Origin of the sequence: Streptomyces sp. NBC_00996 (assembly GCF_045162675.1) — a bacterium.
Classification (GTDB): Bacteria; Actinomycetota; Actinomycetes; order Streptomycetales; family Streptomycetaceae; genus Streptomyces.
On record NZ_CP108723.1, the window covers coordinates 1,769,300 to 1,789,876 of the forward strand.

Consider the following 20,577-nt stretch of genomic DNA (forward strand, 5'->3'; position numbering starts at 1 on the left):
ATGAGAGGCGACCCACCATGCCGCTGCACGTACCCCCGGCTCCCGCGCCCGCCCTGCGCACCGTCCTCACGGCACTCGGTTCCCCCACCGCTGTCCGCGAGGCGCGCACTCCGTCCCTGCGCCTGGCCCAGGGACCCGTCACGCCCGAACTCCCGCTGCCGGTGCACGTCCTGGACCGGATCACTCCCGCGGGCGCCTCCGCCACCCGGCTCGCCGGGTGGCGTTTCCTGATCCGCAGCGGGGACCGCTCGGTGGCCGCCGCCGACACCATGCTGACTCCCGACGGCTGGGCCTTCTCGCGCTTCTTCGAGGGCCCGTACATCACCGCCACCGAACGCGCCCTGCGCCAGGCCGAGTCCATGCAGCAGCCGTACCAGGCACGCCTGTTGTCCGTGCCCGAGCTCTACATGCTCACGCTCTGGCTGCACGGCGACTGCGCCGCGGACGGCGCCACCGGCCATCCGGCCGCCACCGACCTCCTGGTGCCGCTGGCACCCGCCCCGCCCGGCATCGCCGCGCACCGCCCGCACCGCGTCGCCGAACTGCTGCCGGTCCTCACCCTCCGGGTCACGCGCGCCCCGCTGCTGGGCTCCCCCGCGGAGGTCCCCGCATAAGTCCCCGCACCAGCGAAACATCCGTGCCCCGCCGCCGTTCATTCGGCCGCGGGGCACGTTGCTCGTTAGCGCTGCACCCCGCTCGTACGAGGGAAAACGCCCGTTCACCCCGACCGGACTAGCCCCATTCGGCCACCTCGAACCACCCGAAGGGACAGTGCAGTTGGAATGAACCGACCGCACGGGTGATGCGTCATCAACCTGTGAGAAGCGGTGCCGCGAAATCCCTGCGGATTGACGCCCGTAGGGCAACACTGGGTCCCAGACCACACACCAACGGGGGGCGGCCATGAACACATCAAGCCGCGGGACAGACACCACAGCCATCACTCACATCTCAACCCAGCGAAAGATCCCATCCATGTGCCAGCACCAGCCACCGTGTCCGTCAGCCGAATCAGCCGACCGGGAGTCCGCCCGTCTCGTGGCGCACCACCCGGAGCAGGGATGGAGCCTGCTGTGCAACGGCGTTCTGCTCTTCGAGGACACCGGTGAGCTCCTGCCGGACGGCCAGATCATCGCCCCACACCGCCCCATGGGCAGCGAACACGTGATGACGGCCGCCTGAGCCGCACAACCGGGTGGCCTCACCAGCAAGCCACCCAGACATAAGAGGGGCCGGCCCGGAGACGTACTCTCCGAACCGGCCCCGACGCATGTCCGAGGGTGATTACTCCCCGTAGGCGTCCAAGTCCCGAGCGCTGATCAGTCCTCGTAGGCGTCCAGCGGCGGGCAGGAGCAGACAAGGTTCCGGTCGCCGTACGCCTGGTCGATGCGGCGCACCGGCGGCCAGTACTTGTCCGCGGCCGAGACACCGGCCGGGAAGACGGCCTCCTCACGCGTGTAAGCGTGCTCCCAGTCCCCGCCGAGCGCGGCGGCAGTGTGCGGCGCACCCCGCAGCGGGTTGTCCTCCGCCGCCCACTCGCCCGAGCCGACCTTCTCGATCTCCGCGCGGATCGCGATCATCGCGTCGCAGAACCGGTCGAGCTCGCCCAGGTCCTCGGACTCGGTCGGCTCGATCATCAGCGTGCCGGCCACCGGGAACGACATCGTCGGCGCGTGGAAGCCGTAGTCGATCAGGCGCTTGGCCATGTCGTCGACGGTGACGCCGGTCGCCTTGGTCAGCGGGCGCAGGTCGATGATGCACTCGTGCGCGACGAGCCCGCCCGGACCGGTGTAGAGCACCGGGTAGTGCGGCTCCAGGCGCTTGGCGATGTAGTTGGCGGACAGCACCGCCACCTGCGTGGCCCGCTTGAGGCCCTCGCCGCCCATGAGCCGGACGTACGCCCACGAGATCGGCAGGATGCCCGCGGAGCCCCAGGGAGCGGCCGAGATCGGACCGACACCGGTGTCGGGACCCGCCGCGGGCTGCAGCGGGTGGTTCGGCAGATACGGCGCCAGGTGCGCGCGCACTCCGACCGGGCCGACGCCCGGACCGCCGCCGCCGTGCGGGATGCAGAACGTCTTGTGCAGGTTGAGGTGCGAGACGTCACCGCCGAAGTGGCCCGGCTTGGCGAGGCCCACCAGCGCGTTGAGGTTGGCGCCGTCGACGTAGACCTGACCGCCGGCCTCGTGCACCTGCGCGCAGATGTCGGCGACATGCTCCTCGAACACACCGTGCGTCGAGGGGTAGGTGATCATCAGCACCGCCAGCTCGTCGCGGTACTGCTCGATCTTGGCACGCAGATCCTCGACGTCGATCTCGCCGTCGTCCGAGGTCTTGACGACCACGACCTTCATGCCGGCCATCACGGCGCTCGCGGCGTTCGTGCCGTGTGCGGAGGACGGGATGAGGCAAACGGTTCGCTGCGCGTCGCCGTTGGCACGGTGGTAGCCACGCACGGCCAGCAGACCGGCCAGCTCGCCCTGCGAGCCGGCGTTCGGCTGGAGCGAGACCTTGTCGTAGCCGGTGACCTCGGCGAGCCGCTCCTCCAGCTCACGGATGAGCGTGAGGTAGCCCTGCGCCTGCTCGGCGGGCGCGAAGGGGTGCATCTGGCCGAACTCGGGCCAGGTGACCGGCTCCATCTCCGTGGTCGCGTTGAGCTTCATCGTGCAGGAGCCCAGCGGGATCATGCCGCGGTCGAGCGCGTAGTCGCGGTCGGAGAGCTTGCGCAGGTAGCGCAGCATCGCGGTCTCGGAGCGATGCTGGTGGAAGACCGGGTGGGCGAGGTAGCCGTCGGTGCGCAGCAGCTCGGCCGGCAGCGTGTCCAGCGCCGTCGCGTCCAGCGCCTCGATGTCGCCCTCGACGCCGAACGCGGTCCATACGCCGGCCAGTTGCTTGCGCGTGGTGGTCTCGTCGCAGGCGATCGACACGTGGTCGGCGTCCACGAGGTGGAGGTTGACACCGCCCACGCGCGCGGCGGCGACGGCGTCGGCGGCCTTGCCCGGCACCCGCACGGTCAGCGTGTCGAAGTACGCGCCGTGCACGACCTCGACCCCGCCCGCCGTCAGACCCGCGGCGAGGATCGTGGCGTACCGGTGCGTACGCCGCGCGATGGTCGTCAGGCCCTCGGGACCGTGGTAGACGGCGTACATACCGGCCATCACCGCGAGCAGCACCTGAGCCGTACAGATGTTGCTGGTCGCCTTCTCGCGGCGGATGTGCTGCTCACGCGTCTGCAGGGCCAGGCGGTACGCCTTGTGTCCGTCCGCGTCGACGGACACGCCGACGAGTCGCCCCGGAAGGCTGCGCGCGAAGGCCTCGCGCACCGCCATGTATCCGGCGTGCGGCCCGCCGAAGCCCATCGGCACACCGAAGCGCTGTGTCGTACCGACCGCGATGTCGGCGCCGAACTCGCCGGGCGAGGTGAGCAGGGTCAGGGCAAGCAGGTCGGCGGCGACGGTGACGACCGCGCCCAGCTCGTGTGCCTGCTCGATGATCGGCTTGAGGTCGCGTACGGCACCGGAGGCGCCCGGGTACTGGATCATTACGCCATTGATCTCACGCTCGGCGATCTCGGCGGGGATGCCCTCACTGAGGTCCGCCACGACGACCTCGACGCCGGTCGGCTCGGCGCGGGTCTCGATGACGGCTATGGTCTGCGGCAGGGCGTCCGCGTCGACCAGGAACAGACCCTTCTTGTTCTTGCCCATGCGCCGGGACAGTGCCATCGCCTCGGCGGCCGCGGTGCCCTCGTCGAGCAACGAGGCGCCGGAGGTCGGCAGCCCGGTCAGCTCGGCGACCACGGTCTGGAAGTTCAGCAGCGCCTCGAGACGGCCCTGCGAGATCTCCGGCTGGTACGGCGTGTAGGCGGTGTACCAGGCCGGGTTCTCCATGACGTTGCGCAGGATCACCGGCGGCGTGAACGTGCCGTAGTAGCCGAGGCCGACCATCGAGTCGAGCACCTGGTTGCGGTCCGCGAGGGAGCGCAGCTCGGCCAGCACCTCGGCCTCGGTGCGCGCGCCCGGCAGGTCCAGGGCGTCGGCGTTCTTGATGACGTCCGGGACCGCGGCGGCCGTCAGCTCGTCGAGCGAGCCGTACCCGACCTGCGCGAGCATCTTGGCCCGTGCCTCGGAGTCGGGCCCGATGTGGCGCTGCTCGAAGGGGATTCCCTGTTCGAGCTCGGAGAGCGGAATGCGATGGGCGGTCATTGCGGAGGCCTCCTGGTCTGACGCGACCTTCGAGGGGCACCCCGGCACGGGTACCCCGACGGCCTCCCCCTCTGTCATCTCAACCTGAGAGTTTCACCGGACCGTCCGCTGACGACCCGGTTTTCACCGTCGGTGAGAGCGGAGGCCATCGACGCCCGCCCTGCTTTCCAGAGTGACCTCGTCCGTGCGGTACGTGAGCCTGAGAGATTCCGGGGAGGATTTGCTCCTTCGGCGCCTCCGATGAAGTCTGGAGGACTCTCCCGCACGGGGTCAGCAGCCGCCTGCCAGCCTACCAGCGAGGACAAGAGCCCAACCTTCGAGTGGCCGCCTTCCTGAATGTGCTCTTTTGTAGTGCTTACGGATGAGTTGCGACCAAGAGGAGGGACCGTGCAGACCGACATCGATCCGCGCAACCTGATCGGCCGCAAGGCGTTCGACCGCAATGGCACCAAGATCGGCACGATCGACGAGGTCTACCTCGACGACGCGACCGGGATCCCGGAGTGGGCGGCCATACGCACGGGCCTGTTCAGCAGGGACGCCTTCGTGCCCCTGGAGCCCAGTGAACTCGTCGAGGGCGCCCTTCGCATCCCCTTCGACCGAGCCCTGATCAAGGACGCCCCCGACTTCGGCGTCGGACGCCACCTCTCCCCCGAGCAGGAACTCCAGCTCTACCACCACTACGGTCTCGATGTGGCGCCCGCTCCGCCCCCGCCGGACCGCGACTTCGGCCGACTCGCGGGCACGGAGGACGCCTGAGGTCCGGGGTCCGCGACCCGGGGCTCCGGATCCCGCAGTCTTCGTTCCACCAGAGGCAGCGATTCCGCCGGTTCCAGCTCCGGATCGTCGGTCCGGAGCGTCCGTACGCGCCCGGGCTCGGAGTAAGGCGTCTCGAACCGCACGGTGACCCGCCCGAGGCCGCTGCCCTGCACCCACCCGTGCCCGAACTCGGCATGCCGCACGTCGTGCCCGGCGGGCCACCTCCGCTCGGCGGGCGGCACATGTTCCTCGGAGGACTCCTGCTGCGTCTCCTCCGCGGAATGCTCTTGGATCGCCGGCTCCCCCGCGGCGGCCTGCGCCTGCGCATACGCCTGCGCGAACAGGTCCTCCTGTGTGTAGTCGGCGAGCCCGGTCACGCCCACACCCAGCAGCCGTACGCCACCGGTCGTGTCCACCGCCTCCAGAAGCCGCGCGGCGGCCTCCCGCACGACCGTCGAATCGTCCGTGGGTCCCCGCAGCGTCTCGGACCGGGTCAGCGTCGAGAAGTCGTACCTGCGCACCTTCAGGACGATGGTCCGCCCCGACAGCCCCGCCCCGCGCAGCCGCCGCACACACCGGTCGGCGAGCCGCTGCACCTCCAGGCCGACCCGCACCCGGTCATGGATGTCCACGTCGTACGTGTCCTCGACCGACACCGACTTGGTCTCCCGCTCGGCCACCACTGGCCGCTCGTCGTGGGCCAGCGCCATCGCGTACAGCGCGTGCCCATGCGCCTTCCCCAGCAGCCGTACGAGCTCGTCCTCGCCCGCCTCGGCGATCTCGTCGACGGTGGTGATCCCGGCACGCCGCAGATGGTCCCCGGTCGCGGGCCCCACGCCCGGCAGCGTCCGCACCGACATCGGCCCCAGCAGCGCGCGCTCGGTACCCGGCTCTATCACGACGAGACCGTCGGGCTTGGCCTGTTCCGAGGCGATCTTCGCGAGCATCTTGGAAGCGGCGAGCCCCACCGATCCCGTGAGCCCCGTGACGGCCCGGATGTCCGCGCGCAGCTTGACCCCTGCCAGCCGCGCCGAGCCTTCGTCCCAGGCCGTCCCCCCCGCTTCGAGGTCCACGAAGGCCTCGTCCAGGCTCAGCGGTTCCACGAGCGGCGACAGGGCCCGCAGCAGCCCCATGACCTGCTCGCTGACCTCGCGGTAGAGCCCGAAGCGCGGCACCAGATACGCGGCGTTCGGCGCGAGCCGGCGCGCCTGGGCCATGGGCATCGCCGAGTGCACTCCGAAGACGCGGGCCTCGTACGAGGCGGTGGCGACGACGCCGCGCGGCCCGAGCCCGCCCACGACGACCGCTTTCCCGCGCAGGCTCGGCTTGGATGCCTGCTCCGCCGAGGCGAAGAAGGCATCCATGTCGAGATGCAGGATCGTGGGCGCGGTTCTCACATCTCCGATGCTGCCCTACGCCACTGACAATGCCCCGGGTCGGCCCGCTCCCCGTGCCCTTCTCCCGGCCCCGGCCGACCCCCCTGCCGCCGCGCCCGGGCCTCAGACGGCCCGGTTGCGCCGTCGCGCCAGCTCGTCCGCGGGGTGGTGTCCGACGAGCGTCTCACCCGTGTCCACGCGCTCTCCGTGCAGCTGCGAGAGGGCGCTCTCGACGTCCTGCCACACCACACCCACGGCGATACCGAAGACCCCCTGGCCACCCTGGAGCAGGGCGTGGACGTCATCGGGGGACGTGCATTCATAGACCGTCGCGCCGTCGCTCATCAGCGTCATCCGCTCCAGGTCCCGGAAGCCGCGCTTCCTGAGGTGCTGGACGGTGGTGCGAATGTTCTGCAGCGACACCCCGGTATCGAGGAACCGCTTGACGATCTTCAGGACGACCACGTCCCGGAAGCTGTAGAGGCGCTGCGTGCCCGACCCGTAGGCGGGCCGCACACTCGGCTCGACCAGACCGGTCCGCGCCCAGTAGTCGAGCTGCCGGTAGGTGATGCCCGCGGCGGCGCACGCCGTGGGACCGCGGTAGCCGACTTCCTCGGGAACCGCCCCTGCCTCGCCGGGCACTGCCGTCGGCCGCCGCGGAACGTGATCGGCCGCGCTGCCGTGAAGCGGGTACGGGCCGCTCTCCCCCGGACCGCGTCCGGGGGCACCCCCAGCCGTACCGTCGCCGCTGCTACTCACGCCGACCTCCGTCCTTGACCTGCCCTCTCGACGGTAGGCAGTCACCAGGGGTGCGTCAACGATCGCCACACTCGGCACGCCGAGTGATAATCACCCTAGGAGTGGTTTCCCGTGCCCCATCGCGGGGAAAGGCTAGCCGAATGCTCTAGAGCGGACCGCGGCGCACCACACTGGCCGCAGGCAAATGCCGCCCGGAGCGCGCTGACGCTTCAGGTCGTCACTGGCTATTGGTGCCGAAGTCCTCGGGCGAGATCTGGTCGAGGAACTCGCGGAACTTCTCGACCTCGTCCTCCTGCTCGTCCGGGATCGCGATGCCGGCGTCGTCGAGCACCCCGTCGCTGCCGTAGATCGGCGTCCCGGTGCGCAGAGCCAGCGCTATGGCGTCTGACGGCCGCGCGCTCACCTCGACCCCGCTGGCGAACACCAACTCCGCATAGAAGACGCCCTCACGCAGGTCCGTGATACGCACTTCGGTGAGCTCCTGGCCGACGGCCTCCAGCACGTCCTTGAACAGGTCGTGGGTCAGCGGTCGCGCGGGGGCCATGCCCTGCTGGGCGAAGGCGATCGCCGTCGCCTCCCCCGGTCCGATCCAGATGGGGAGGTAGCGGTCGCCTCCCACTTCACGCAGAAGCACGATCGGTTGGTTGGAGGGCATTTCGACCCGGACACCTACGACATCGAGCTCGTTCACACAGCAACCCTAGGCCGTGCCCGGGACGTTTGGGTAGTCGGGCACAGAACGGGTGGACGATCCACAGCCTGGGCGCGCGCCCCGGATCAGGGCAGTCGCACGCCGAGCGCGGTCTGCACCAGCGCCGCGTGCAGTTTCACCGTGAGCCCCGCCAGCTCCTTCGTACGGGCCTCCGCGTGCGCCCTGGTCTGCGGATTGCGATGGCGGCGCAGCGGGGCCACCACCTGGTCCACAAGGCCCGCATCGCGGTCGGCAGCGGCCTTCATCGCGCGCAGATGGCGCGGCTCGATCCCGAACCTCCCCAGCTCGACGACTAGCGCGGCGACGGTCACCGCCTCGGCGTCGTACGCACCGTCCGACAGCGGTGCGATCAGCCCGTACGACTCCCACTCCTCGAGTTCCTGCTCGCCGATCTCCGCGGCGGCCAGCAGCTCGGCACGGCCCACGCGCGCCGCCGTGGGCACCTCGGGCTCTCCGAAGAGGTCACCGAGCGACTCACCGTCGCCGGAGGCGCGCTGACGCCCCACGGACGGCAGCCGGACCGGCTCGCCCCGCTCCAAAGCGTCCAGGTGCTCGCGAATCACCTTCAGCGGCAGGTAGTGGTCCCGCTGCATCCTCAGGACGTGACCGAGGCGCTCGACGTCGTTCGCGCTGAACTTGCGATACCCCGAGGGGGTTCGCTGCGGCTCGATGAGCCCCTCCGACTCCAGGAACCTGATCTTGGAGATGGTGACTTCGGGGAACTCGTCGCGCAGCACATTCAGCACCACGCCGATGCTCATCAGCCCACTGTCCGCGGCGGCGGTACCGCTGCCGGCACCGCCGCTCGGTCTTTGAAGCATGGACCTTCCTGGGGGTCCCCCCGGACGGAGCCCGGGGGACGGTCAGATGCCCCGCTGGCTCGCGTAGAAGACCAGCCGGTACTTGCCGATCTGCACCTCGTCACCGTTCGACAGAGCGACCTGGTCGATCCGCTCGCGGTTGACATAAGTGCCGTTCAGGCTGCCGACGTCGGCCACTGTGAACGAGCCGTCCGCGAGGCGGCGGAACTCCACATGGCGGCGCGACACCGTCACGTCGTCCAGGAAGATGTCGCTCTGCGGATGACGCCCGGCCGTGGTCAGCTCGCCGTCCAGCAGGAAGCGGCTGCCCGAATTCGGGCCACGGCGCACCACCAGGAGCGCCGAGCCGAGCGGCAGCGCGTCGACGGCCGCCTGCGCCTCCGGGGAGAGCATCGGCGAGGGCGTCTGGCCCGTCACCTCGGCATCGTAGGCCTCAAGGCCCGAAATGGAGATCGTGGACGTCGTCTCGGACGGACGCTCCGTGCCGCCCCGCAGCGGCGCACCGCAGTTGGAGCAGAAGCGGCTGTTCTCCGCGTTGCGGTTACCGCACCTCGTACACACCAGGGCCGACATGGACGGATCCTCCTGCCGCGGCTGCCCACCAGGGGCATGGGACGCGTACGGGTCCGGGGTAAACCCTCCACCCGTACTTGAGGTCGACGGATCCCCGAAACCTATGCGGCCGGACTGGGCAGGGTCAACAGACGGCGCGCCCTGACCACCGGAAATGTCACCGACCTGGTCCCGGAACAGCGGGCGGTCGCCGCCCTGGCCCTCCACGTCTCCATGGCGCGGTGCGCGGTGGCGGGCAGTCGCACTGTCACCGCTGCCCTCTCGCGCGCTCTTGCCGAACAACTTCGCAAACAACTTCACGGGCGATTCCCCTTGACCGAAACAGACCCGCCCGTGGGGCAGGACGAACCCTGATTGAACACACCGGTCGACCCGGACATCCTCACAACGTCCGTATCCACCAGACAGTTTCCACCACGCACCACCCATTCGGTGCGCCGACCCCCCGCAACCTCATGCCCTCGCCGAACGCCCGCCATGCGACCCCGGCTCACTGGGAGGACGACCGAGCGTAGTCAGGCCGCTTCGCCGGTCGCAAGGCGTCTACAACGATCTTCGTCGAGCGGTCCACCGTGACGGTGGCCTGCTCCTTCTCCATTGTCTGCACCACGCCTCCGGGGATGTTCAGCGCCGGTTCCAGGTCCTGCGGTTTGCCGATGACCTTGAAACGATAGGGCTGGGTGATCTGGTTCCCGTCGACCTTCACTCCGCTTCCGGAGTCCGTCAGGTAGGTGCTGGCGACGACGCGTACGCCGTTCACCTGGATCGCTTCCGCGCCGGCCGCGCGCAGCTCCTGGATCGCGTCGAGCAGCATGTCCGCCTTGACCGTCCCCTTCGTGTCATCGATCGTCAGGGTGATGCCGGGTCCCTGCGCAGCCACGGTGCCCGCCAGAATGCCGAGTTGCTTCTCCTTCTCGACCGTCTGCTTGCGAGCCTCCTCGGCCTGGTCCGAGCTGTTCTCCAGCTCGGTGCGCTGATCTTCGAGACCCTGCTTCTCGTCCTCAAGACGCTGAGTTCGGTTGTCGAGTTCATCGAGGATGCGTACGAGATCTTCCTGACGTGCACCGCGCAGGGCACTGCCGCTGTCACTGTTGGAGGCGACCTGGACGGCCAGGCCGAAGCCGAGGCCGAACAACAGCACGGCGACGATGAGTTGCGCGCGTGTCACACGCGGCGGCCACAGACCCTTCACCAGACGCTGCCGGCCGGTCAGCGACGGTGCGGCGTCCTCTTCGCCCTTGCCCTGCTCGGAACTCTCGGGAGCCGCCGCGGGCACCTCGTCGGGCAACTCCTTGCGCAGCCGGTTCTCCGGCGTCTCGGCCGGCCGGGGGGTCTGCGAGGGCTGAGGGCTCTCTTCCTCGTTGCTCATCGGCCTCACGCCCGGAAGACGTGCCGACGGATCGCCGCGGCATTGGAGAAGATCCGGATACCGAGGACGACCACGACACCCGTGGAGAGCTGGGCGCCCACGCCCAACTTGTCACCCAGGAAGACGATCAGCGCGGCCACGACCACGTTCGACAGGAACGACACCACGAAGACCTTGTCGTCGAAGATGCCGTCGAGCATCGCGCGCAGGCCTCCGAACACGGCGTCCAACGCCGCCACCACGGCGATCGGAAGGTAAGGCTCGACGACCGCCGGAACCTCGGGCCGGACCAACAATCCAGCCACGACTCCCACGACGAGGCCCAGTACGGCGATCACGATGTGCCCTTCTCTGTGCTCGGCTGTGCTGTACGTACGATCACACTTGGTGCGGCGGACAACCGGATGTCGTCCTCGACGGAGATGCTGGTCCGGATGCCGAAGTTCTCTTGCAGGGCGTGCAGATAAAGCCCGTCGGCACTGTTCTGGAACCTGGTGCTGAGCCGCTTGCCGTCCCCCACCGCGAGCACCGTGTACGGCGGCACCAGCGGCTTGTTGTCGACCAGTATCGCGTCACCCGCGGCCCTGATCGCCGACAGGGCCGTCAGCCGCTGTCCGTTGATCGCGATGGCCTCGGCGCCCGACTCCCAGAGCCCGTTGACAACGCGCTGCATGTCACGGTCGCGCACGCGTCCCGTGTCGGAGAAGCCGGAGGTCTCCCGCGGATTGCCGTCGCCACCTGTGCTGGCTTCCTTGGCGTCGTTCACGACAAGCTTCACGCCGGGGCCGTGCACATCGGTGGCGCCCGACAGAATGCTCACCAGGTCGACCTGCCCGCCGCCGTTCTTCTTCAGCGCCTCGCGCTGCCGCGCGTTCACATCGGCACGCAGAGTGTCGACATTGCCCTCGAGCTTGTCGGCGGCCGTGGTCTCACGCTCGATGCGGTCGATGAGCTCCTGGCGCTCCTTGGCGACGACCGGGGCCGCGATCCGCGCGTTCGCCGCCCCCACCGTCACCACAAGGGCCGCGAGCACCAGACCGGCGGCCAGACCGAACTTCGCCCGCACCGTCTTCGGCATGCCACCGTCGCCCTCGGCCTTCTTACGGGCAGCCACCTCGGCATATCCGTCGTCGAGGCTGTGGTCCATGACGTTGGTGAGCAGCGACATGGAGGCGTCCGGGCGCGAGGGGCGCGGAGCGCTGCTCCGAATGGGGGGCTGCTGCGGCATGCCGCACATCGTCGCACGTCGCGGGCGCTACCTCCGAATGGCCCCACCGGCGTGCCGGACACGCCCCCTTGGGGGCACTTGTCCGGCACGCGCGTGTGCTGGGTGTTTCAGCGACCGGCGCTGTCCACCACGGCCGCCCACTCGTCGAGCAGGGCCTCCGCGGACTCGTCGTCGGGCCCTTCGGCCCACAGATGTGTGACGGCCTCGGCGGGGTCCGGGAGCACCATCACCCAGCGCCCGTCCGTCTCCACGACCCGTACACCGTCGGTCGTGTCCACGAAGCGGTCTCCGGCCTCTTCCACGACCCGACGCATCACAAGTCCCTTGACGGCCCAGGGAGTCGCGAGATCGCGCTTGAGGACGTGCGCCCGCGGAATCCGCGCGTCGATCTGGCTGAGGGTGAGCTGCGTGCGCGCCACCAGCCCGATGAGTCGTACGAAGGCGGCCGCGCCGTCGAACACGCCGCTGAACTCCGGAATGATGAAGCCACCGCGCCCGTCGCCGCCGAAGATCGTCGACTCTTCACGCCCGACCCGCGTCAGATCATCGGGAGACGTGGTCGTCCACTCCACCTGCGTGCCGTGGTACGCCGCCACCTGCTCGGCGATCCGCGTGGTGGTCACCGGCAGCGCCACCCGCCCACTGCGCCGCTCCGCGGCCACCAGGTCGAGCATGACGAGCAGGGCCCGGTCGTCCTCGACGATCCGCCCCTTCTCGTCGACGAGCGAGAGCCGCTCACCCACCGGATCGAAGCGCACCCCGAACGCCGCCCGCGCGGACGCCACGATCTCACCGAGCCGCACCAGACCGGCCCGCCGGGTGTCCGCCGTCTCCGTAGGCCGCGATTCGTCGAGACCCGGGTTGATGGTCAGCGAGTCGACCCCGAGCTTGCCCAGCAAGCTGGGCAGGACGAGGCCGGCGCTGCCGTTCGAGGCATCCACGACCACCTTGAGCCCGGATTCCGCGATACCGCTGGTGTCGACATTCCTCAGCAGCGACCCTGTGTACGAGTCGAAGACGCTGGACGGGAAGTGCAGATCCCCGATCTCACCGGGGAACGCACGCCGGTACTCCTGCCGCGCGAAGACACGGTCCAGCTTCCGCTGCCCAGCCTGCGACAGGTCCGCTCCCGCTCCGTCGAAGAACATGATGTCGACGGAGTCCGGAACACCGGGCGTCGTCCGGATCATGATCCCGCCCGCACTGCCCCTGGCAGTCTGCTGCCGGGCCACCGGCAGCGGTACGTTCTCCAGGTCGCGTACGTCCATGGCGCTGGCCTGCAGCGCCGAGATGACCGCCCGCTTCAGCGCGCGGGCGCCTCGGGAATGGTCACGGGCCGTGGTGACGGTGGAGCCCTTCTTCAGGGTCGTCGCGTACGCTCCCGCGAGGCGCACGGCCAGCTCCGGGGTGATCTCCACGTTCAGGATGCCGGACACGCCTCGGGCGCCGAAGAGATGCGCCTGGCCTCGCGACTCCCAGATCACTGAGGTGTTGACGAAGGCGCCGGCCTCGATGGTCTTGAACGGGTAGACGCGCACGTTGCCCTGGATGATCGATTCTTCGCCGACGAGGCATTCGTCGCCGATGACGGCTCCGTCCTCGATCCGCGCGGCCCGCATGATGTCGGTGTTCTTCCCGATGACGCAGCCGCGCAGATTGCTGTGCTGACCGATGTACACGTTGTCGTGCACAACGGCCCTGTGCAGGAATGCGCCGCTCTTGACGACGACATTCGAGCCGACAACGGTGTGCTCTCGGATTTCGGTGTTCGCCTCGACCTTGGCGTAGTCCCCGATGTAGAGCGGTCCGCGCAGTACCGCGTCGGGATGTACTTCCGCACCCTCGGCGACCCATACGCCCGGGGAGATCTCGAAGCCGTCGATCTCGACGTCGACCTTGCCCTCCAGGACATCGGCCTGCGCCTTCACATAGCTCTCGTGCGTACCGACGTCCTCCCAGTAGCCCTCGGCGACATAGCCGTAGATCGGCTTGCCTTCCTTCATCAGCTGAGGGAAGACATCGCCGGACCAGTCGACGGAGACATCGGCCTCGACGTAGTCGAAGACCTCGGGCTCCATGACGTAGATACCCGTGTTCACGGTGTCCGAGAAGACCTGACCCCAGGTCGGCTTCTCCAGGAAGCGCTCGACCTTGCCCTCTTCGTCCACGATGGTGATGCCGAATTCGAGGGGGTTCGGTACGCGCGTCAGACAGACGGTGACGAGCGCGCCCTTTTCCTTGTGGAAATTGATGAGGTCGGTGAGATCGAAGTCGGTCAGAGCATCGCCGGAGATGACGAGGAAGGCGTCGTCCTTCAACGCTTCCTCGGCGTTCTTGACACTCCCGGCGGTACCGAGTGGCTTCTCCTCATTGGCATAGGTGAGCTCCATACCGAGCTCTTCGCCATCACCGAAGTAGTTCTTGACCAGTGATGCCAAGAACTGGACAGTAACGACGGTCTCGTTGAGCCCATGCCTTTTGAGCAGCCTGAGCACGTGCTCCATGATCGGGCGGTTCACCACCGGCAGGAGCGGCTTGGGCATGCTTGAGGTCATGGGACGAAGGCGTGTGCCTTCGCCTCCGGCCATCACGACGGCCTTCATGTCGGAAGCGTCCTCCTTGAAGAGACGACGGTCTAGCCGACTTCACCCGTCCAGATTGTCCCGCACTTTTCGTCCGCGGGCCAACGAGCCACTACAGCCCGCTATCGGCGAGCTCAATCGGCCATGGTGTCCGCCCGGACAAGACGGCGGACCTGAACCACGTAGAGGATCCCTGCCCACCAGTACAGCGTTGTACCCCATCCGGCGAACGCCCATCCGAAAATAGCAGCGAGTGACGCGATCCATCCACTTCCGTCACTGAGCAGTAGCAACGGGAAGGCGTACATCAGGTTGAACGTGGCAGCCTTGCCAAGGAAGTTGACCTGAGGCGGTGGATAGCCGTGGCGCCTGAGGATGCCCACCATCACCAGCAGAACCAGCTCGCGCGCCAAAAGTACAGCTGTCAACCAGAGCGGGAGAATCTCCCGCCAGGTCAGCCCCACGAGAGTCGAAAGAATGTAAAGCCGGTCGGCCGCGGGGTCGAGCAGCCGGCCGAGGCTGCTGATCTGGTTCCAACGGCGGGCGAGCTTCCCGTCCAGATAGTCGCTGATACCGCTCAGCATGAGCACGAGCAGCGCCCAACCGTCGCTCTTGGGACCGCCGAACTCGGGCCTGAGGATGAGCCACAGGAAGATGGGTACGCCGACAAGGCGCGCCATGCTGAGGATGTTCGGGATGGTGAGCACCCGGTCCGTCTGGACATGGGTCTCCTGGACCTCCACCCGGGGGCCTCCTGTGGGAAACGAGCCAACGATGCCCCCTGACCTTACCCGCAGCGCATACGCGGCGGAGCGGAGGGGTGGTGGAGACGCCATCGGACAACTCCTCGAGAAACAAAAAAGCTCCGGCTCTTGGGCGACATGCCCAAGAGCCGGAGCTCTACAATTAGTTCGGCGGCGTCCTACTCTCCCACAGGGTCCCCCCTGCAGTACCATCGGCGCTGTAAGGCTTAGCTTCCGGGTTCGGAATGTAACCGGGCGTTTCCCTCACGCTATGACCACCGAAACACTATGAAACTGTCAACCGCACCATGCCCGGTGGCCCCGGGGCATGGGGTTGTTCGTGGTTTCAGAACCAACACAGTGGACGCGAGCAACTGAGGACAAGCCCTCGGCCTATTAGTACCAGTCACCTCCAGCGGTTACCCGCCTTCCAGATCTGGCCTATCAACCCAGTCGTCTACTGGGAGCCTTAACCCCTCAAGGGGGTGGGAGTCCTCATCTCGAAGCAGGCTTCCCGCTTAGATGCTTTCAGCGGTTATCCCTCCCGAACGTAGCCAACCAGCCATGCCCTTGGCAGGACAACTGGCACACCAGAGGTTCGTCCGTCCCGGTCCTCTCGTACTAGGGACAGCCCTTCTCAAGACTCCTACGCGCACAGCGGATAGGGACCGAACTGTCTCACGACGTTCTAAACCCAGCTCGCGTACCGCTTTAATGGGCGAACAGCCCAACCCTTGGGACCGACTCCAGCCCCAGGATGCGACGAGCCGACATCGAGGTGCCAAACCATCCCGTCGATATGGACTCTTGGGGAAGATCAGCCTGTTATCCCCGGGGTACCTTTTATCCGTTGAGCGACGGCGCTTCCACAAGCCACCGCCGGATCACTAGTCCCGACTTTCGTCCCTGCTCGACCCGTCGGTCTCACAGTCAAGCTCCCTTGTGCACTTACACTCAACACCTGATTGCCAACCAGGCTGAGGGAACCTTTGGGCGCCTCCGTTACTCTTTGGGAGGCAACCGCCCCAGTTAAACTACCCATCAGACACTGTCCCTGATCCGGATCACGGACCCAGGTTAGACATCCAGCACGACCAGACTGGTATTTCAACGACGACTCCACACTGGCTGGCGCCAATGCTTCACAGTCTCCCAGCTATCCTACACAAGCCGAACCGAACACCAATATCAAACTGTAGTAAAGGTCCCGGGGTCTTTCCGTCCTGCTGCGCGAAACGAGCATCTTTACTCGTAGTGCAATTTCACCGGGCCTATGGTTGAGACAGTCGAGAAGTCGTTACGCCATTCGTGCAGGTCGGAACTTACCCGACAAGGAATTTCGCTACCTTAGGATGGTTATAGTTACCACCGCCGTTTACTGGCGCTTAAGTTCTCAGCTTCGCCACAACGAATTGTGACTAACCGGTCCCCTTAACGTTCCAGCACCGGGCAGGCGTCAGTCCGTATACATCGCCTTACGGCTTCGCACGGACCTGTGTTTTTAGTAAACAGTCGCTTCTCGCTGGTCTCTGCGGCCACCCCCAGCTCAGGAAGCAAGTTCCCTCACCGGTGATGGCCCCCCTTCTCCCGAAGTTACGGGGGCATTTTGCCGAGTTCCTTAACCATAGTTCACCCGAACGCCTCGGTATTCTCTACCTGACCACCTGAGTCGGTTTAGGGTACGGGCCGCCATGAAACTCGCTAGAGGCTTTTCTCGACAGCATAGGATCATCCACTTCACCACAATCGGCTCGGCATCAGGTCTCAGCCACAAGTGCGACGGATTTACCTATCGCACGGCCTACACCCTTACCCCGGGACAACCACCGCCCGGGATGGACTACCTTCCTGCGTCACCCCATCACTCACCTACTACAGGTCTGGTCCGTCGGCTCCACCACTCCCCTTTGCCCGAAGGCTCCGGGGCGGCTTCACGGACTTAGCATCGCCTGGTTCGATGTTTGACGCTTCACAGCGGGTACCGGAATATCAACCGGTTATCCATCGACTACGCCTGTCGGCCTCGCCTTAGGTCCCGACTTACCCTGGGCAGATCAGCTTGACCCAGGAACCCTTAGTCAATCGGCGCACACGTTTCTCACGTGTGTATCGCTACTCATGCCTGCATTCTCACTCGTGAACCGTCCACCACTGCCTTCCGGCGCGGCTTCACCCGGCACACGACGCTCCCCTACCCATCACAGCGGGCGTTGGCCCTCATGCTGCAATGACACGACTTCGGCGGTACGCTTGAGCCCCGCTACATTGTCGGCGCGGAATCACTAGACCAGTGAGCTATTACGCACTCTTTCAAGGGTGGCTGCTTCTAAGCCAACCTCCTGGTTGTCTGTGCGACTCCACATCCTTTCCCACTTAGCGTACGCTTAGGGGCCTTAGTCGATGCTCTGGGCTGTTTCCCTCTCGACCATGGAGCTTATCCCCCACAGTCTCACTGCCGCGCTCTCACTTACCGGCATTCGGAGTTTGGCTAAGGTCAGTAACCCGGTAGGGCCCATCGCCTATCCAGTGCTCTACCTCCGGCAAGAAACACACGACGCTGCACCTAAATGCATTTCGGGGAGAACCAGCTATCACGGAGTTTGATTGGCCTTTCACCCCTAACCACAGGTCATCCCCCAGGTTTTCAACCCTGGTGGGTTCGGTCCTCCACGACCTCTTACAGCCGCTTCAACCTGCCCATGGCTAGATCACTCCGCTTCGGGTCTTGAGCGCGCTACTAAACCGCCCTGTTCGGACTCGCTTTCGCTACGGCTTCCCCACACGGGTTAACCTCGCAACACACCGCAAACTCGCAGGCTCATTCTTCAAAAGGCACGCAGTCACGAGACAAGCACAAGTGCTTGTCCGACGCTCCCACGGCTTGTAGGCACACGGTTTCAGGTACTATTTCACTCCGCTCCCGCGGTACTTTTCACCATTCCCTCACGGTACTATCCGCTATCGGTCACCAGGGAATATTTAGGCTTAGCGGGTGGTCCCGCCAGATTCACACGGGATTTCTCGGGCCCCGTGCTACTTGGGTGTCTCTCAAACGAGCCGCTGATGTTTCGACTACGGGGGTCTTACCCTCTACGCCGGACCTTTCGCATGTCCTTCGCCTACATCAACGGTTTCTGACTCGTCCTGTCGCCGGCAGACGACAGAAGAGAGATCCCACAACCCCCCAAGCGCAACCCCTGCCGGGTCTCACACGCTTGAGGTTTGGCCTCATCCGGTTTCGCTCGCCACTACTCCCGGAATCACGGTTGTTTTCTCTTCCTGCGGGTACTGAGATGTTTCACTTCCCCGCGTTCCCTCCACACTGCCTATGTGTTCAGCAGCGGGTGACAGCCCATGACGACTGCCGGGTTTCCCCATTCGGAAACCCCCGGATCAAAGCCTGGTTGACGACTCCCCGGGGACTATCGTGGCCTCCCACGTCCTTCATCGGTTCCTGGTGCCAAGGCATCCACCGTGCGCCCTTAAAAACTTGGCCACAGATGCTCGCGTCCACTGTGCAGTTCTCAAACAACGACCAACCACCCATCACCCCCGGTACAACCCGGAGTTCACTGGGGCCGGCACTGAAGGCAGCCACATTCGGCCGTACCTTCAGACACCCAACAACGTGCCCGACACCCCCGCCACCCGTGGCCTGCGTTCCACACTCCGAAGAGCAGTACTGGCAGCCCGAGTTGGCTGAAGATGCCGAATAATCAACGTTCCACCCATGAGCAACCACCGCAGGACATTCGCCTGCGTTGTGGCCCTGGACCACCAAGCAAGCTTGGCGGCCTAGATGCTCCTTAGAAAGGAGGTGATCCAGCCGCACCTTCCGGTACGGCTACCTTGTTACGACTTCGTCCCAATCGCCAGTCCCACCTTCGACAGCTCCCTCCCACAAGGGGTTGGGCCACCGGCTTCGGGTGTTACCGACTTTCGTGACGTGACGGGCGGTGTGTACAAGGCCCGGGAACGTATTCACCGCAGCAATGCTGATCTGCGATTACTAGCAACTCCGACTTCATGGGGTCGAGTTGCAGACCCCAATCCGAACTGAGACAGGCTTTTTGAGATTCGCTCCGCCTCGCGGCTTCGCAGCTCTTTGTACCTGCCATTGTAGCACGTGTGCAGCCCAAGACATAAGGGGCATGATGACTTGACGTCGTCCCCACCTTCCTCCGAGTTGACCCCGGCAGTCTCCTGTGAGTCCCCATCACCCCGAAGGGCATGCTGGCAACACAGAACAAGGGTTGCGCTCGTTGCGGGACTTAACCCAACATCTCACGACACGAGCTGACGACAGCCATGCACCACCTGTACACCGACCACAAGGGGGCGACCATCTCTGGCCGTTTCCGGTGTATGTCAAGCCTTGGTAAGGTTCTTCGCGTTGCGTCGAATTAAGCCACATGCTCCGCTGCTTGTGCGGGCCCCCGTCAATTCCTTTGAGTTTTAGCCTTGCGGCCGTACTCCCCAGGCGGGGCACTTAATGCGTTAGCTGCGGCACCGACGACGTGGAATGTCGCCAACACCTAGTGCCCACCGTTTACGGCGTGGACTACCAGGGTATCTAATCCTGTTCGCTCCCCACGCTTTCGCTCCTCAGCGTCAGTAATGGCCCAGAGATCCGCCTTCGCCACCGGTGTTCCTCCTGATATCTGCGCATTTCACCGCTACACCAGGAATTCCGATCTCCCCTACCACACTCTAGCCTGCCCGTATCGACTGCAGACCCGGGGTTAAGCCCCGGGCTTTCACAACCGACGTGACAAGCCGCCTACGAGCTCTTTACGCCCAATAATTCCGGACAACGCTTGCGCCCTACGTATTACCGCGGCTGCTGGCACGTAGTTAGCCGGCGCTTCTTCTGCAGGTACCGTCACTTTCGCTTCTTCCCTGCTGAAAGAGGTTTACAACCCGAAGGCCGTCATCCCTCACGCGGCGTCGCTGCATCAGGCTTTCGCCCATTGTGCAATATTCCCCACTGCTGCCTCCCGTAGGAGTCTGGGCCGTGTCTCAGTCCCAGTGTGGCCGGTCGCCCTCTCAGGCCGGCTACCCGTCGTCGCCTTGGTGAGCCACTACCTCACCAACAAGCTGATAGGCCGCGGGCTCATCCTTCACCGCCGGAGCTTTCAACCGCAGACCATGCGGTCCGCAGTATTATCCGGTATTAGACCCCGTTTCCAGGGCTTGTCCCAGAGTGAAGGGCAGATTGCCCACGTGTTACTCACCCGTTCGCCACTAATCCACCCCGAAGGGCTTCATCGTTCGACTTGCATGTGTTAAGCACGCCGCCAGCGTTCGTCCTGAGCCAGGATCAAACTCTCCGTGAATGTTTTCCCGTAATCGGGACGACACCACGAGAGCGGAACCGTCCGAGGAATAATCGGACGATTCGCAGCGTCCTCGCTGTGCGCCTACCGAACACTGTCCGGCAGGACTTTTTC

General features: G+C 65.9%; 14 protein-coding genes, 3 rRNA genes and 1 riboswitch. Of the genes, 3 read left to right on the plus strand and 14 right to left on the minus strand.

The genetic code is table 11. The annotated features are described in order from the left end of the window. Positions 1–17: 17 nt before the first annotated feature. Positions 18–614, plus strand: coding sequence for a hypothetical protein (locus tag OG390_RS08580; protein ID WP_406166372.1), 597 nt, complete (start codon positions 18–20; stop codon positions 612–614). Between the two features lie 361 nt (positions 615–975). Continuing rightward, the gene (locus OG390_RS08585) at positions 976–1,182 is read left to right on the plus strand and encodes a DUF5999 family protein (RefSeq protein ID WP_189184557.1); all 207 of its coding nucleotides are present in this window, start codon (positions 976–978) and stop codon (positions 1,180–1,182) included. Between the two features lie 137 nt (positions 1,183–1,319). On the opposite strand, the gene gcvP is transcribed toward OG390_RS08585, so the two are convergent. Continuing rightward, positions 1,320–4,205: an aminomethyl-transferring glycine dehydrogenase gene (gene gcvP / locus OG390_RS08590; RefSeq protein WP_406166374.1), complete on the minus strand. Its 2,886-nt coding sequence runs from the start codon at positions 4,203–4,205 to the stop codon at positions 1,320–1,322. Between the two features lie 177 nt (positions 4,206–4,382). After that, positions 4,383–4,478: riboswitch (glycine riboswitch) on the minus strand. A gap of 114 nt (positions 4,479–4,592) precedes the next feature. On the opposite strand from gcvP, the gene OG390_RS08595 reads away from it, so the two are divergent. Continuing rightward, positions 4,593–4,964, plus strand: coding sequence for a PRC-barrel domain-containing protein (locus tag OG390_RS08595; RefSeq protein ID WP_399080397.1), 372 nt, complete (start codon positions 4,593–4,595; stop codon positions 4,962–4,964). Here OG390_RS08595 and OG390_RS08600 read toward each other — a convergent pair. The 13 genes from OG390_RS08600 to OG390_RS08660 form a co-directional block, all read right to left on the minus strand. Then, complete coding sequence (locus OG390_RS08600; RefSeq protein WP_406166376.1) at positions 4,886–6,361, minus strand: DNA polymerase IV; 1,476 nt, start codon at positions 6,359–6,361, stop codon at positions 4,886–4,888. The genes OG390_RS08595 and OG390_RS08600 overlap by 79 nt on opposite strands. A gap of 102 nt (positions 6,362–6,463) precedes the next feature. Continuing rightward, positions 6,464–7,099 carry a MerR family transcriptional regulator gene (locus OG390_RS08605; RefSeq protein ID WP_406166378.1) on the minus strand — a complete coding sequence of 212 codons (636 nt, stop codon included), beginning with the start codon at positions 7,097–7,099 and terminating at the stop codon, positions 6,464–6,466. 217 nt (positions 7,100–7,316) lie between these two features. Then, the gene (locus OG390_RS08610; RefSeq protein WP_006123076.1) at positions 7,317–7,790 is read right to left on the minus strand and encodes a bifunctional nuclease family protein; all 474 of its coding nucleotides are present in this window, start codon (positions 7,788–7,790) and stop codon (positions 7,317–7,319) included. An 86-nt stretch (positions 7,791–7,876) separates the two neighbouring features. Beyond that, the gene (locus OG390_RS08615) at positions 7,877–8,632 is read right to left on the minus strand and encodes a MerR family transcriptional regulator (RefSeq protein ID WP_406166380.1); all 756 of its coding nucleotides are present in this window, start codon (positions 8,630–8,632) and stop codon (positions 7,877–7,879) included. 42 nt (positions 8,633–8,674) lie between these two features. Next, positions 8,675–9,634: an FHA domain-containing protein gene (locus OG390_RS08620; protein ID WP_406166382.1), complete on the minus strand. Its 960-nt coding sequence runs from the start codon at positions 9,632–9,634 to the stop codon at positions 8,675–8,677. Positions 9,635–9,695: 61 nt separating this feature from the next. Next, positions 9,696–10,574, minus strand: a complete 879-nt coding sequence (locus OG390_RS08625; protein WP_406166384.1) for a DUF881 domain-containing protein — start codon at positions 10,572–10,574, stop codon at positions 9,696–9,698. Positions 10,575–10,579: 5 nt separating this feature from the next. Then, a complete protein-coding gene (locus tag OG390_RS08630) occupies positions 10,580–10,912 on the minus strand; it encodes a small basic family protein (protein ID WP_003988855.1) in 333 nt (110 codons plus the stop codon). Continuing rightward, on the minus strand, positions 10,909–11,811 hold the full coding sequence (locus OG390_RS08635; RefSeq protein WP_406166386.1) for a DUF881 domain-containing protein: 903 nt from the start codon (positions 11,809–11,811) through the stop codon (positions 10,909–10,911). The genes OG390_RS08630 and OG390_RS08635 overlap by 4 nt, the downstream gene beginning before the upstream one ends. Positions 11,812–11,909: 98 nt before the next feature. After that, positions 11,910–14,405: a sugar phosphate nucleotidyltransferase gene (locus tag OG390_RS08640; RefSeq protein ID WP_406166388.1), complete on the minus strand. Its 2,496-nt coding sequence runs from the start codon at positions 14,403–14,405 to the stop codon at positions 11,910–11,912. Between the two features lie 113 nt (positions 14,406–14,518). After that, entirely contained in the window at positions 14,519–15,127 is a 609-nt protein-coding gene (locus OG390_RS08645; RefSeq protein WP_399080414.1) for a CDP-alcohol phosphatidyltransferase family protein, read from the minus strand. Positions 15,128–15,293: 166 nt separating this feature from the next. Beyond that, positions 15,294–15,410 (minus strand): 5S ribosomal RNA (gene rrf, locus OG390_RS08650). A 93-nt stretch (positions 15,411–15,503) separates the two neighbouring features. Next, a 23S ribosomal RNA gene (locus OG390_RS08655) occupies positions 15,504–18,623 on the minus strand. A 314-nt stretch (positions 18,624–18,937) separates the two neighbouring features. Then, positions 18,938–20,463 (minus strand): 16S ribosomal RNA (locus OG390_RS08660). Together the 16S, 23S and 5S rRNA genes form the textbook arrangement of a ribosomal RNA operon. Between the last annotated feature and the right edge of the window lie 114 nt (positions 20,464–20,577).